Genomic DNA, 15796 nt, shown 5'->3' on the forward strand with positions numbered 1-15796 from the left:
CGGCAAGCATCCGCCCGTCAACGGCGGCAAGGGCGACTTCGCTCAGCACCTCAAGAACTTCAAGTTCACCGTCGTGCACGAAACCGGCATCATCGGCGACCTCGGCACTCGCAACGAGAACAACCAGAACAGCATCGGCGTAGTAGCCACCGTCGCCGCGACTCCGAACGACAATCTCCAGGCCATCGCGGAGAAATACTCGGCCGGGTTCACCGGGAACTCCTCCGACGGGCGCTTCGGCCTCGTCATCGGAGTAAACGGAACGCCAGGCTCAGAACAAGCCATCAGCCAAAAGATCCAGCAATTCCAGAATACCTGGGACAACCGCTTCCCGGTAGCGATAATCGGATTCACCTGGAAACACCCGAGCAATCCGAACATCGACCAGAAGACCATCCCGTACGGCGGAATCCGCGAAACAATCGTCCGGAATCCGGTCACCGAGAAGCTCGCCGCGCAAATCCGCGAAGCCGGCGGCGACAACGAGGTCTACCTGCACACCGGCGACGCCGACGTCCACTCTCTCGACACCCGCAACGGGCCTCTCTTCGACGTCGTCAACACCGCGGTCCAGCAGAACCCCGAGGGCCCGCCAGAGGTGATCAGCGGCGGTTATCACGTCCGCCCCGAGGACGGGGACCTCGCGAACCGGGCCGCGCAGCTGGATCTGGATGTCCGGCAGGCGCTCGCCGGAGTCGACTCCCGGTCCGTCTACTTCCCGGAGCCGAACACGTTTGTCCGGATGCAAGGGAACAAGCTCGAGAACGACGCGACATTCGGCACCAAAAACCCGAACACCGGACATTTCGACTACGGAGCCAAAGAAGGCCAGGGCCTCGTCGATTCGGTCCTCGCGCAGCGCAACCCGAGCTGGCAATACAGCGACCACCCGGCCGCGATCGCGAAATTCTCCTCCGATCTCGCCATCCAGACCGACGGATCGCGCATCGCGGGCAAGGTCGGCACCGATCCGGACGGCATCACCGCGCTGACCCAGAGCCACGCCAACGAAACGACCTGGTCCGACCAGATCGGCCATTATCTCGGCAATCACACGACCCTCGACCCCAATCTGGCCAAGATCGCCGCGAAAGCCGCCTTCCACGGGATCACGCCGAGCGGGCCGACGCCGAAACGGCCGGAGGTGTTTTCCGAGGTCGTCGCGAATCTGCCTAAGAACGAGCGCACGTCGCTGGTCAAGGGCATGAAGGAGAACGTCGACGACGGGAAGAAACTCGCCGACCTGACACTCGCCACCCGGCAAGCGCTGGTCGACAACCTCAGCGGCAACCGTCCGGCGAACACGCAGACCCCTGCTGCCGCCCCGAAAAACCACACCCCGGAAAACGCCGCACCGAAACCGGACCAGGCGAAGAGCCTGCCGGGACCGAACGACTGGAACGGCCGCCGCGACACCGCACCGGTCACGCGGTTCTCCTCGGAGCGGTTCGATCCGGTCAAGAACATCGCCGAGCAGTTCGCCGGCAACCGCGCCGGGCTCAAGGGCGGGCAGCTCGCCGGCGCGATGGCCCACATCCGGTTCGACGTCCGCCGGTTCGAGATCGCGCCGGGCCAGTGGGTGCGCGAGCACACGATCCCGATCGACCTGACCTCGCATTCCGGCTCGGTCTCCTCCGAACAGCGAGAACAGTTCGTCCAGAACGTCCAAGCCCACCTGGACGACTGGGTCAACCGGGCCTCCCGGCTGCCCGGCGGCGACCAGCTGCACGTCAGCCTCGACGTCCGCGTCGCCGACGACGTCCACCCGGACGACACCGGCTGGCAGGCCGACCCCCGCCGCCGGATCCCGGTGAACCTGCACGATTCCACAGTGGACCCGGACACCCCGGAGACGAACCAGCTCAACTGGGACGTCCACGACTCGGCGTTCGGCGTCACGCACGAGCTGATGCACTTCCTCGGCCTCGGCGACGGCTACAAGAACGACGAAATGCTGTTCAACCGCGAGGACCAGCCCGGCGTGATGGGTCCGGGCGCGTGGCACGATTCACGGCTCAACCCGGGCAATCTCGCCCAGCTCGAGCAGGTCTCGAACACCGCGAACATCCGCGACCACCACCTCGGCGACGCCCCCGCGCCCCACCCGCGACCGCACCAGGACGACCACCGCTCGCAGCCCGAGCCGGAAGCCAAGCCGAACCTGCACACCCCCGTCAAAGCCCCGCCGGAACCGGCAGCCGGTCCCACCCCGGAAACGCACGACCGCCAGCAGACCGGCGTCCAGCTCGACTCCGAGCACGGCGCCCGAGCGGTCCGGGAAAGCAACCCGAAAGCCAGCGCATCCGTCGCGAACCGGGTGAAGCCCCGCGACTTCTCCCCTGACGAAAAGGCCGCTGTCTCCGCCGCGCTTCAGCATTACGCCCCGATCATCGGCGACCAGCGGCAGAATTCTTCCCGCGCCGGGATCGAGCAGGAGGTCCAGCACATCGGCGCGGTGAACTTCGGCATCGAGAACGGGCAGCTCTCCCCCGGCATGGCGGGCGAATACATCGGCTCGCACCGGACGGTCAACGTCTACGCGATGGCCGGATTCGCCCGGGACTTCGGCGGCGGCAGCCGCGAGGTCGAGGGCATGGTCACCCACGAGCTGTCCCACGGCCTGCTCAAATACGCCCTCGACGACTACACCAAGCACGTCGGCGTCTGGAACGAGGACGGCACCCCGAAGCGCGCACCCGGCGCCGAACCGCCGACCGATCCGAAGTTCCGCAGCGATTTCGAGGACTTCGCCGGGTCGATCCGGACCCATCTGGCCGCCCCGGGCAAGCTCGCCGCCGACGCCCCGCGCCGGTCGGAGTTCATCAAACAGCTCGAAGAGCGCCATCCCGACGTTTTCGAGAAGCGCGGCGAAACCGACCTCATCCGCGTTCGCGCTGCCCGGATCGCCCAGGAACTCCGCAAGGACAACCTCTCCGCGTTCAACGAGCGCACCGGATACTGGACCGCCGACGGCTTCCCGGCCTTTGCCGGGGAACGCCCGATCACCCGCTACGGCGCGACGAACCCGAACGAGGACATGGCCGAGGCGGCCAAATTCTATTTCCTCGACCCGGACCGGCTGCGTGCCGAAGCTCCCCAGCGCGCGGCGTTCTTCGACCAGCTGGTCTCGGATTGGACGCCGCATCAGAACGACGCGGTGCTGGTCTCGGACGAGCACACCGAAGAGACACCCGACAACCGTCCCCTCTCCGAGCGCTTGCCCGCATTCGTCCGCGACGGCAAGGCGCTCGGCTCCGTAGTCCCGGTCGACGTCCGCGGCGCCAAGGACGTCGGCACGAGCATCGAAAACCTGATCCACCGCCTGAACCCCCAGCAGCAGAACCCGCCCCGGACGCACGGCGTCGACGCGATCACCGATTCCCTGTCCGGCCCCGAGTTCGAGTCCTTTATGGGCGATGGCCGCAAGTCCATGGTGCGGGCCGGCGAGAAGTGGTACGAGGTGCACGTCACCGCGGAGCCGGACTTCGGCTCCGTCAACGCCGACCAGATCGCGAAACTGCCGCAACCGACCATCGGCGACGTCAAGAACGAGGTCAAGACCACCCACGCGAGCCCGAACACGGACACCACCGCGAAGGCCGTCGGCACCTCGTACTTCGCGATGTTTCCAGCCGGTCCGTACGCGTCCGTCGGCGGCACCGCGCAGCTCGCCAGCCCGTCCGCCGAGCACACCGGCACCACGACCGGCACCGACCAGCGCGTGATCCGCACGGCGGGCGACATGCAGCGGGCCGACGCTCCGGTGACCTACCGCATCACCGTCCGCAACGAAACCGGCGGCCTCGTCGGATCCACAGTGGACGGCCATGTGGGACTGGTCCTCTCCACGGATTTGGCCAACCTGAAACAGGAAGAAACTGTCGGGCCGCCCGAACCGAAGCCGGACTGGGCCAAAAAGATCGAGTTCCTTTCGCCGGAAGCGCTCGACTTCGACGAAAACGCGCTCTTCGATCAAGTAAGCAAGAACCTGCATCCGTCGGTGACGAAATTCGGCGCCCCGGGCCGGACCTCACTGCGGGAATTCCTCAGCCGCGGCGGCGTCCGAAGCATGCTCGGCACTGCGCTGCAGGGCAGCCCAGTGGTGTCGAACGACCTGCTCAGCCCGCACGGCACCCACCGCGACGCCGTGCAACTGGAGGCGCGGCCGACGAAGGTCGAGTACCTCGGCACGATCCCCGGCGACAGCGAGCTGCGTTTCAACGATTCCGCGGTGAACGGCGGAAGCACCACCGTCTCCTCCAAATACGGCGGGGAGGTAAACGCGATCTTCGGGGGCGGCTCCTACGTGCCCGGCACGGTCGGCGGCGTCGGCGGGGTCAGCGGCAGCTATTCCCGCAAGGTCAACCAACAGTCCACCAGCGGCACCAGCTTCACCAACAAGTCCACAGTGAACGCGAAGGGCGACATCGGTCTGTACAAGGTGACCGTCGACCTCGATGTCACCACCTCGAACGGGGAGAAGACCACCGTCCAGGCCACTTCGTACACGCGAATGGGCTTGCCGGAGGCGAAAGCCCAGGGACTTCCGGTTCCGAAGCACACCCCGACGAAGTTCAAAGACGTCGGCGCGCGCTACGAACCGCCCTATCTCGCCGCGGCCGTGGCGGCGGGCACTGCCCGGCCGGGATCGTTCGAGCCGGCGACGCGCGTCCAGCCGCAGATCGAAAACGCGCTGCGGAACCTGCCCGGCGCGGACAAATTCCTGCCCCGCTGGGACAAATTCCAGAGCGACAGCCAAGGCTCCAGCCGGGACATCGCCGAACGGTTCGCGAACCTGCGGAAGATCACCTCCACGTTCTCGGCCGCCTCGCTGCGGGGCAAAATGGACAGTCTGTTCACGCAGGGCGTTTCCGCGCAGCTGAAGCGGCGCGGCCTGTTCACCGACGAGTACCTCAACGTCACGGTGAAGGCGAAGCCCGGGCCAGGCCGTCATCTCGGCCAGGCGGACGGCCGGTCGGTCAAGAACAGCAACGAAACGAGCCCGTCGCTGACCAGCGCGACCACCACCGAACGGGGCTGGTCGGCCGGCCTCGAGGGCCGGGTGATCATCCCGGGCGCCACGACGGTCGCGAACCTCGGCATCAGCCCGACTGTCAGCCCGCTGCAGTACTCAGACACCCGGACGTGGAAGAACTCCGGCGGCCCGACGGTGACCACGACGACCGGCAAGGGCGGCAGTCCCGATTCGCAGGTCTTCGAGCACGACGTCGAGTTCGAGGTCGAGATCACCAGCTACACCCGCCACCGGCCGTGGGTGCGCCGGCTGACGCCCGGGTCGCCGTTCCGGGTCACGCCCCAGGTGTCCACTGTGGCCAAGACCGGAGACCCGGATCTGCCGCCGATCTCCGGCAAAGTCGATTTGTGGATCAACGACGGCACCGCGCTGACCAAGGATCCGTCCGAGTTCAAGCCGGGCAAGCCGGGCGTCATCTCGATGACGCCGAACGAGACCCCGGCCATCGACGACCTGCTGACCCAGCAGCAGAACCAGACGGCACCGAACTTCCTGCACGTGGAAGCGTTCGCCAACACCGAGGCGCTGCGGGACGAGGCGCTGCGTCAGCTTCAGCGCGCGGCCGGCGGCGACGCGGTGCTCGGGCTGCCCGGCAGCGAAGCGCGTGCCCGCGTGGACCGGATGTTCTCGCCGGAAAACTTCCGCGGCCTCACGCCGAAGCTGCTGAAGCAGGGCGGCACGGCGAACGGATTCCGCTACGAACGCCGCGTCGCCGACCGAGTCGGCGGTCTCGGCATGGGCGTCTCGCTGAGCAATCCGAAACTCGTCGCGGTCTCGGAAACCGGCGGCGGCGACCGGACGTTCTCCGGCGGCTCGAAAGCCGGCTACGAAGGCACGAAAAAACAATCCCTCGAAGCCAACGTCCAGCTCGGCCTCACCGTCCGGCCGACCGGCAGCGACACGCACGGCCAAGGCCAGCTTTTCGGGACCGCGAAGTGGAGCCCGTGGCAGCGCAGCTCCGGTTCGTCGCACGAGATCACCGCGAGCGTCGACCACACCAACCGGTCCTCTTCGGACAGTCGCACCGTGCTGGTCCAGTACGACGCGAAGGTCCGGCTGATCGCGGAAAGCCGGCAAGAAGGCATCGTCAACGGATCGATTTCGCGAGCAGGTGCGGACGTCCAGCTGCCGGGATCGGTCTTCGTGTCGATGACCGAGGACGAGGCTCGTGCGGAAGGACTGCTGCCGCCGGTCGAGCCGCGCACCCCGGCGCCGGGCAAGCTTTCGGCTCCGTCGCTGGTCGGCGGCAAGTCCAGCTCGCTCGGCTCAGCGGTGCTGGAGGACGCTCCCAACCTGACGAAGCTGGTGCAGGACGCCCGGCAGCAGCTCGGCAAGCTCGGTGGCACACTGCTGCCGAAATCGGTGCTGGACGATTCCATGAACAACCTCCAGCGGACGCTCGACACCGCCTCGCCGGAAGCGGTCACGTCCCTTGTGGACAGTGCACTGGACGGCGGCGTGTCCTTGCTGGCCCACGACCCGGGCGTGCTCTGGACCGACAACTACCAGATGTTGCTCAAAGCGAAGATCCTCGATACGCAGTTCGTCGGCGTGAAGCACGACGGCAGCGAGGTCGACCACGTCGTCAATTCGACCGTGACGGACAAAAAGAACTCCGGCCACGGCTCGTCCTACGGCGGGCAGATTCGCGGCGCCGGCCGTGGCCTGTTCCAGGACAGCCAGCCCAAGGTCAGCGGCTACGACGGGGCCTATCTGGGGGCTTCCGGGACCCGCGCGAAGAGCGACCAGACCGTCGAGAACAAGACCATCACCACCGCGTTGACCTCGTCTTCGAGCGGGCCGTCGGCGCGGTACCAGCACCAGGTCCAGTTCGAACTGGTCGTCGCCAGGGACGGGCGCACCTACCCGGTCGCTTCGCAGGAGGCGACCGTGACCTCGCGGTCCTCGGCGGACGACCAAAAAATCTCCGGCAACGAGCAGTACCACACCAAACTGTACGGATCGAAGACGACCGAACTCAATGCCGCGGAGTCCGCTCCGGACCGGCTCGAAGCGTGGCAGAGGGAAGGGTTCGGCCCCCTGCCGAAGTCTTCGACCGTCGAGGGGATCCGCGGTGCCGCGGACGTGCGAGCCGCCGCCATCCGCGCGCTGCGGCTGGCCGGCGCGGGCAACGGTCTCACCGGACCCGGAACCGGTGCGCACAACACGCTCTCGTCCTCGATCACCAACGAGACGCTGCAAGCGCATCTCCCGAACATGGTCAGCAAACCGTTCGAGACCCCGGACCTGCATTCCTCCGCGGTGACCGGCAGCAGCCACGCCTCGGTGAAGGTGTACACGCGGGTCGTGAAACCGGATCTCGTCGGGTTGAGCGATTCGGTGAAACTGGAGCGTTCGGACCAGACCGGATCCACTTTCGCCGGCGAGGCCAAGGAAACGGTCACCGGCGAGCAGCTGGGCAACATCGGCACGGGCGGAATCACCGACCCTGGCCGCAACACGCATTCCTGGGGCGGGCTCGACGTGCGCGGCCCCGTCGGGCAGAACGATCCGACGTCCAGCACCGCCGCGGCGCAGCGGTCCGTGGTCGGCAAGGACAAGGGCCGGACCGGGCTGGTCGGGTTCGACGTCGAGTACCGCATCGTCGCGACGGTCGACGGCAAGACCGCGGCGGTCGAGGTGCGGGTGCCGCAGTCTTCGCGGACGCGGATGAGCGAAACCGACCTGGAACACTCGCTCGGCCAGCCGCTGCCCGAGACACTCGCCTCGGCGCAAGACGCGGTGAAGAAGGCCGCCGAGGATTGGCGTTCCGCGGAAGAGGAACTCGAAAAAGCACAGCGCGATTTCGATGACGCGTGGCTGTCCGAAAAGGACAATGTGCGCACGACGACCGACGGCGCGCGCGGGCTGCACCTCCCGGTCGACGGCGATCCGGTGCAGCACCTGCGGCAGGCGGTGCAGACAGCGCAGAACGACGCTCGCGAGGCGGGCCAAGCACTGCGTGCGGGCAACGACGAGATCACCCGGCTCAACGAACTCGACGAGCAGCTTCTTTCGCTCGCTCTCGGCGAGGAACCGGGTTCGGTCGAGCAAAGCGACCTGGTCGCGAGGGCCTGGGACACGCAACGGCAGGTCCAGCAGATCCGGAACGAGCAGGCCCAGCTGGTCCAGCAGCGGCAGGCGGCGCAGGACCGTGCCGCGGAAATCCTGGCCGTACTGGACGAGTACCGCAACAATCACACCGACCACACCGCGCGGCAGGACGACGCGAACAACCGGATCCAGCAAGCCCGGGAGAAGGCCGACGAGGCTCTCCGGAAATGGTGGCAGGCCAAGTCCGAAGCGGACAACCAGATCGCCGCGCACGCCTGGCCGCGTCCGCCGGAGAACACCCCGGAACAGCACCGCGAAGGCACAGTCGACGCGAACGACACGGTGTCCGGCTGGGACGCTGACACCGACCGCCCATACAGCTTCGACCCGGCCGAAATCCAGGTCCGTCAGATCACCGACAGCTCGGGCCGCGTTCGCGCGGTCTCGTTCCTCCCGGCGAACGAGCACACTGAAAGCGTCGAGCGGGACTGGGTCGCCCACAACTCCGGTACGGTCAGCACGCTTCCGGAAGGCGCCACACCGGAGAAGTTCGACCCGCTTTTGAAGCAGGCCAGCACTGCCGGGGCCCAGCCGGAGCTGTCCGGACGCCGGTTCGGCGAGTGGGCCGACAAGACCGCGGCCCCGTGGGACGACGACTCCCTCTTCGTGTTCGCCCACGGACGCGAGCAATCGGTCAAGGTGACCCTGCTCGGCGGCCAGACCGTGCGGGTCGACGGCGATACGTTCGCCCGGATCGTGGCCCAAGCCGCTCCCCTGGCCCAATCCCGTTCGGTCACGCTCATCGCGTGCAGCACCGGCCGGACCGACGGCCCGGGCGGCCTGGCCCACGACTTCCAGCGCGCACTCCGCGGACTTGGCGGACCGTCCACAGTGCACGCGCCGACCACACCCGCGTTGTTCGGCCGTGATTCGGCGACGCTCGGCCAGGCCGTCGGTGCGACGCGCGGCTTTACCGCGGTCACCGACGGCGGCCATTTCCGCACCTTCGGCGATCCTTCCGCGCAGTCCACAACGGACTCCGGACCGCGTGGGGAGGAACCCCGCTACTCTTCGCCTTCAGAGCTGGTCTCCGATCTTCAGCGGACCGCGGTCAACGGACCGCCGCCCGCGCCGTTGCTGGGACCGGACCTGTTCGGCCTGTATCGCGCGCCCGAGCCGCCGGAATTCCTGCGCGGCCACGATTTCCGCCACCTCACCGCCGGGCAGGGCATCAGCTTCCTGGACCTGCTCGACCTCGCCAAGGGCTACCAGCTCAGCCGGGAACACCTCGATCCCGCCAACCTGGAAGACAACCGCGTTTGGACGCTGGAGAAGGAGCGGCCCGACGACAAGCTGGCCGCATGGGCGCCGGGCGACGTCGAACCGCTCGCCAAGACGACGTCGACGCCCTTGCTGATGCACGCGATCTGGCTGGGCGGCCCGCTCAAGGACACCGGCACCATGCACGCCTTCCGCCGGAACTTCGGCGACGCCGCGGACCGGCTCGGCGACGGCATCGTCCCCGTGCTGTGGACGGACGTGCCGCGCTGGCAGACGGAACTGGCGTTGACCACCGCCGCGCCGGAGGAGGGCCCGGATCCGCTGCACGACGTCCGGGACCTGCTGCGCTGGGCGGCGGAACACCGCGTCCAGCTGATCAATGTGGACGAGGTGTTCACCAGCGAGCATCCGATGCGGGCACAGGAGTTCTATCTGTCCGAACTGGCCAAACAGACCGGTCCCGGTTTCGCGGCGGCGAGCGACATCCTGCGGCTGGAGCTGATGCACCGGTTCGGCGGCCTCTACACCGACGGCGACAATGTCGTGCACGGACTGGACGACGTCGTCCGCGCCGCCGAGTCCGACGCCGGTTACGCGGTGCACCGGGTCGGCGGGAACATCGCGAACTCGGCGTTCACCATGGCGAAAGGACATCCGTTCGCCGCGTCCTATTTGGACCAGTTGCGCGAAAACTACGGGCAGACCCAAGCGAATCTGATGCCGCGCGAGGTCGATTCGCTCGGCCAGGGGTTCTTCGCCACGCCGATGGGCCGGGTGCACCGGCAGTCGGTGATGTACCGCACCGGCCCGGTCGCGATGACCGAAACGGCCCGGCGGATCGGCCTGAACTCCGCGCTCGAACTGCCGGGCATGACGCAGATCCGGATGAACAGCGACCACAGCTGGCTCCTGCCGCCGCAAGGCGATCCGGCTCCGCTGGCGGACCGGTTCGAGACCCGGGAGCTGACCCAGCGCGTGATCCAGACGCTGGTGCGCGGCCTGCACAACCGGGACGGCGACCTGCATCTGACCGCGGTCGAGCCCGCCGTGCGGCGGCACGCCGACCCGGACCTGGTGTGGCAGGCGGCGTTGTCGTACATCGCGGCGGATCCCGAGCTGTCCGCCCTCGTCCGCACAGTGACCGACCGCAGCAGCTACACCGGCGAGGTGCACGACGTTCCGCTGCCGCCGGCTGCCCGCGCGTTGCTGACCATCGACGACAGCCATGTGCACTACCACCTCGGCGAGGTCCAGCGGGCCGCCACTCTGCGTGCGGCCGACGCCGTTCTGGTGGCAGATTCGCCCGCCCCGCTGGAAAACTTGATCTCCGCGCTCCGTGCGACGAATGACCCGCTTCCGCCGATCGTGGTCACCGGAACGGGACCGGACGGCCGCGCGCACGCCACCGCCGCGGCCCGCGAACTGGCCGGGAATCTCGCCGACGCCTTGGGCGCCGACGTGCTGGACCGCGTCCCGGTGAAGATCCGCGTGTCCGAAGGGGACGGTCAGGTCAGGATCACTTTCCGCCCGCCAACCGGAGCCGCTGTCGAGATGTCGACAGGTACGCCGACACCGCGCGTGTTCCGCGGCTTGGACGACGGCCCGGCACCCGCGACGCCTCGGCCGTGGACGCACAACGGCCGTACCGTAGGGGTGCACTACTCGCCGCCCGATGTATCCGTCCCCAATGGACAGTCGGTCCTGACCACCGACCCGGCAGCGACCCGCGCCTTCACCGAGCAGTTGCGCACCGAGGGCAGCGACCGTCCCGTCGACGCGGCCCCCGTCCGGCTGTCCGCTGCCGATCACCCGACAGCGGACTTCCTTCTCAGCGACGGCACCGCGGAAACGGATCTGCTGCTGGAAGAGCTCGTGCGTACCGCTACGCACCGCTGGTGGTTCCGCCCGACGCCGCCGGTCGGCCCGATCGCGTTGAGCGACCGGGACGGCACCGCCAAGCTGCTCGGCTGGGTCCTCGCGGAACTCGGCCGCGGCGAATCGGCCGCTTCGCTCGCCGAGGACGTCGCGCGGCACGAACGACCGGACTTGATCTGGACCGCGGCCCGCGAACTCGCCGCGCTGTCCCCGCTCCACGACGACCTGGCCGAGCAACACGCTGTCCTGCACCTGCACGGTGTGACCGACACCTTGCTCGGCAAACCGGACGCCTCCGCGGTGCTCTCCGACCTGGCCAAGTCCACTCGCGACGGCGCGGACGTCGCCCGGATCGCCGAGGCCGTGGAGGTCCTCGACCGGCACGACGCCTTGGCTCCCATCCTGAACGCCCCGGGCGGCCGTTCCCTGCTGTTGGAAGAAATCTCGCGGCTCGGCGACCGCCCGAATCCCGACGGGTACGCCCGCGACCTGGCCGCTGCCCTCCACGAACTGGCCGCGCGAAACCTGCCCGCGGACACGTTCCGCACCGCATTGCGCACCGCCCTCGACGGCCCGGGCACGCGACCGGCCCCGCATCGGCTGAGCGTGGTCGGCCTGGGCTGGCTGGACCGGTGGCACACGGCCGCGGCCATCCGCCGATACCAGGCGGAGGAACGCGCGGCATCCGCCCGCCAAGCCGCTGAACTGGCCGAACTGACGGAAGGAAGTCCCCGTCATGCGTGACCGGCCGGTAGATTCACCGGACGCGAAGGAGGTACCGGCGATGTCCGAGGACCAGTGGGTGCTGCTGGTCGACCCGGCGTGGCAACCGGCGTCGACGACCGGCGGCACCGAGGCCCCGAGCCCTCCGCCGCAGGCCGTGGTGGGCGGCTGGCTCGCACGCGAGGACGGGTCCGTCAGCCGCTTCGAGCCCAACCCGGCCTACGAGCCAGCGGCGGAAAACTCCCCGACCGACCCGCTGGACGCCGTGCTCCGCCTGACCGCCCGCGGCGAGGCCGACTTCGACCAACTGGCCGCCGTCTTCCGCGAATCGGCGTTCGCGGTGGCCGTGGACACCGACGAGTCTCCGCTCGTCGCGCCGTCGCCGGACAACATCCCGTGCCTGCTCGTCACGACGGCCCCGGCGCACCGCCGCCGAGTCCGCGCGGCCGGTTGGCGTCCGGCGGCTCCGGTCGACCTGCTCCGCCTGCTGAACGACTATGACGGCGTCGACTTGCTCCTCAACCCCGGATCGCCCGGATGCCTCCGGCTGCTGGCGGACAGCGTCCGGGAGATCACGACCTGACCGGGGCTAGCGGTCCCAGCCCGTCGAGCACGCCGCACGAGCGGGAAAACCCTTGGGCCACAACCACGCTGGCTCACAACGGCACCGACCGCACCGCCGGCGCCCCAGGTTGAGCGTCGACCGACAGCCAGTCGTTGCGAGTCGCGTGCAGCGCCAGCTGAAACCGGTTCGCCGCTCCCGTGCGGGCCATCAGGTTTTCCAGGTACCGGAACATCGTCCGCCTGCTCACGCCGAGTACCCGGGCGACCTGGTCGTCGGTGAGCCCGGCGGCGAGCAGGGCGAGCAGCCGTCGTTCGCTGGGCCGGATTTCGGGGCCGGAGGTGTCGTCGGCGAGGCCGAGCGGGAGCGCGACCTGCCAGCACATCTCGAACAGCCCGGCCAGCGCGTCGAACAGGCCGCACGAGCGGATCAGCAGCACGGTGCGGTCCGCGCCGGACAGGGCCGCGCAGTCGTCGACGATCAGCAGTTTCACCGGGACCTCGGGCAGCACCCGGGCCTCCTCCCCGCTTTTGCCGCAGGGCAGGATGTTTTCCGCGACGTACTCGGGGCGTTCCAGCGCGAGCCTGCCGTAGACGGCGCGATAGCGGACGCCCCGGGCGAGGTTCTCCAGTTCGATCTCGTTGGCGTCCGCGTCGGCGTAGTACGGCGGCGAGTCCAGTCCGCGGACCTCCGTGCGCGCCGCTCGCTCCAATTGCCGCACCCGTTCGGCGGCAGCGGTTCCGCTGACCACCTCGATCATCGAATCGGCGTCGTAGCGGGCCGAGTGTCTTCGGTAGTGCTCGTACAGGCGCGTCATCGCCGCGCGGGCTCCGGCCAGTTCGGCTTCCCGTTGCCTGGTCAGGACTTCCAGCACCGGGTCCGGGCGCAGCGCGGACATCGGCGAACCGGGCCCGTCGACCGGGCCGGCCAGTCCGATCCCGGCCAGCACCGACAGCGCGCGGCGCACCTCGCCGGGGTCGCGGCCGGTCTCCCGCGCCAGCCGGTCCGGCGGAACGGGGCCCGACGAAAGTAGGTCGAGGTAGATTTCTGCTTCGTCCGCTTTGAGCCCGAGCGTCACGAGATGGCCGATTGCTTCGGGAACCATTCGGAGGCACCTCCACCGGGCTGGCCGACACCATTGCGCCACTGGCACCAGCGCGTCACCGCCAGGGCTGAACGAACTGTAGACAACGGGGCACCGAATGGCCCGACGCCGTTCGCAGCAATTTCCCTGGGAGGGATAGTGTCCCGTTCAGCCCGAAGAATCCTTGCCATGGCCGGTTTCGCGGCCTTGGCCTTGACCGCCCCGGCCGTGCCCGCCGTGGCCGCGCCCGCCGCGGTGCATCCGACCGCCCGCGTCTGCGCCGAGAAGGCGAAGCCCGGCATGGCCACGTGTTTCGCCGAACGCCAGACCGACACCATGCGCGCGCTGCTCTCCCCGGGCGCGCTGCCCAGCGGGTTCGGCCCTTCGGACCTGCGCTCCGCCTACAACCTCACCGCCGCGGGCAGTTCCTCGGCCACCGTGGCCATCGTCGACTCCAACGACGACCCGAACGCTGAATCGGACCTCGCGAGCTACCGCTCCACCTACGGGCTCCCGCCCTGCACCACCGCGAACGGCTGTTTCAAGAAAGTCAACGAAAACGGGCAAACCAGTCCGCTCCCGGCCGCCGATTCCGGCTGGGCGGGCGAAATCTCGCTCGACGTGGACATGGTTTCGGCGATCTGCCCGAATTGCCACATCCTTCTCGTCGAAGCGAATCAGCCGAGCATGGCCGATCTCGGCACCGGGGTGAACACCGCCGTGTCGATGGGCGCGAAGTACGTTTCCAACAGCTACGGCGGCGCCGAAGACGGCACCGAACCCTCCTCTGACTCCAGCTATTTCCACCATCCCGGCGTGGCGATCACCGCGAGCACCGGCGACAACGGCTACGGCATCAGCTATCCGGCCTCGTCGCAGTACGTGACCGCGGTCGGCGGCACCTCGCTGACCCGCAACAGCAGCGCGCGCGGCTGGGGCGAAACCGCGTGGAGCGGCGCGGGCAGCGGCTGCTCGGGCTACGTGGCCAAGCCCGCGTTCCAGAACGTGACCACCGGTTGCGCCAACCGCGCGACCGCCGACGTCTCGGCCGTGGCCGACCCGCAGACCGGCGTCGCGGTGTACCAGACCTACGGCGGCAGCGGCTGGGCCGTCTACGGCGGCGCCAGCGCGTCCTCCCCGATCATCGCGTCCGTCTACGCCCTCGCCGGCACGCCCGGCGCGTCCGACACCCCCGCCGCCTACCCGTACTCGCACACCGGCAACCTCAACGACGTGACCTCCGGCAGCAACGGCAGCTGCTCGTCCTCGGTGCAGTGCAACGCCGGCCCCGGCTGGGACGGCCCGACCGGTCTCGGCACTCCCAACGGCACCGCGGCGTTCACCGCGGGCGCTCCCACCGGCGGCGTCACGGCGAACAACCCGGGCAGCCAGAACGGCGTCGTCGGCACCGCGGCGAGCCTGCAGCTCTCCGCGTCCGGCGGCAGCGGCGGCTACACCTGGACCGCCACCGGCCTGCCCGCCGGGCTGTCGATCAGCTCCGGCGGCCTGATCTCCGGCACGCCGACCACCGCGGGCACGTACTCGGTGACCGCGACCGCCAAGGACTCGTCCGGCGCCACCGGCTCCACCACGTTCAGCTGGACGATCGCCCCGACCGGCGGCGGTACCTGCTCCGGCCAGAAACTGGGCAACCCCGGCTTCGAGAACGGCACCAGCCCGTGGACCGCGTCCGCCGGGGTGATCAGCACGTCGTCCAGCGGCGAAGCCCCGCACAGCGGCAGCTACCTCGCCTACCTCGACGGCTACGGCAGCACGCACACCGACACGGTCTCGCAGTCGGTGAGCATCCCCGCCGGCTGCCACGCCTCGCTGAGCTACTACCTGCACGTCGACACCGCCGAGACGACCACCTCGACGGCCTACGACAAGCTCACCGTCAAGGCTGGTTCGACCACGCTCGCCACGTACTCGAACCTGGACCAGGCGACCGGATACCAGCTGCACACCGTTGACATGTCGGCGTACGCCGGCCAGACGGTGACGCTGACCTTCACCGGCACCGAAGACTCGAGCCTGCAGACGTCCTTCTGCCTCGACGACACGGCGCTGACTCTGAGCTGAAACCGAGTTCCGCGGAAAGGCCGTCCCGTGCGCGGGGCGGCCTTTCCTGTCCTTGTTCGGCCCAAGGCGGGTACGAACGGGCAAGCCGAAGGTCTCAAGG

General features: G+C 68.8%; 4 protein-coding genes. 3 read left to right on the forward strand and 1 reads right to left on the reverse strand.

Annotation, left to right across the window (positions count from 1 at the left end; all coding sequences use genetic code 11):
- Positions 1-73: 73 nt before the first annotated feature.
- Together ATK30_RS44245 and ATK30_RS44250 are read left to right on the forward strand one after the other, a co-directional pair.
- Positions 74-11989, forward strand: coding sequence for a TcdA/TcdB catalytic glycosyltransferase domain-containing protein (locus ATK30_RS44245; RefSeq protein WP_101440600.1), 11916 nt, complete (start codon positions 74-76; stop codon positions 11987-11989).
- A gap of 40 nt (positions 11990-12029) precedes the next feature.
- Positions 12030-12551, forward strand: coding sequence for a type VII secretion system-associated protein (locus ATK30_RS44250; protein WP_208637589.1), 522 nt, complete (start codon positions 12030-12032; stop codon positions 12549-12551).
- A gap of 73 nt (positions 12552-12624) precedes the next feature.
- Here ATK30_RS44250 and ATK30_RS44255 read toward each other — a convergent pair whose 3' ends face one another.
- Entirely contained in the window at positions 12625-13635 is a 1011-nt protein-coding gene (locus tag ATK30_RS44255) for a helix-turn-helix domain-containing protein (RefSeq protein ID WP_101440602.1), read from the reverse strand.
- Between the two features lie 168 nt (positions 13636-13803).
- Between ATK30_RS44255 and ATK30_RS44260 the strand changes: the two genes are divergently transcribed.
- Entirely contained in the window at positions 13804-15696 is a 1893-nt protein-coding gene (locus ATK30_RS44260) for a putative Ig domain-containing protein (RefSeq protein ID WP_101440603.1), read from the forward strand.
- Positions 15697-15796: the final 100 nt, after the last annotated feature.

This window comes from Amycolatopsis echigonensis (assembly GCF_002846615.1).
Classification (GTDB): Bacteria; Actinomycetota; Actinomycetes; order Mycobacteriales; family Pseudonocardiaceae; genus Amycolatopsis; species Amycolatopsis echigonensis.

Coding starts and splice junctions, on each gene's coding strand:
- ATK30_RS44260 (WP_101440603.1), top strand. CDS start 13,804: ATGGCCGGTTTCGCGGCCTTGGCCTTGACCGCCCCGGCCGTGCCCGCC.
- ATK30_RS44250 (WP_208637589.1), top strand. CDS start 12,030: ATGTCCGAGGACCAGTGGGTGCTGCTGGTCGACCCGGCGTGGCAACCG.
- ATK30_RS44255 (WP_101440602.1), bottom strand. CDS start 13,635: ATGGTTCCCGAAGCAATCGGCCATCTCGTGACGCTCGGGCTCAAAGCG.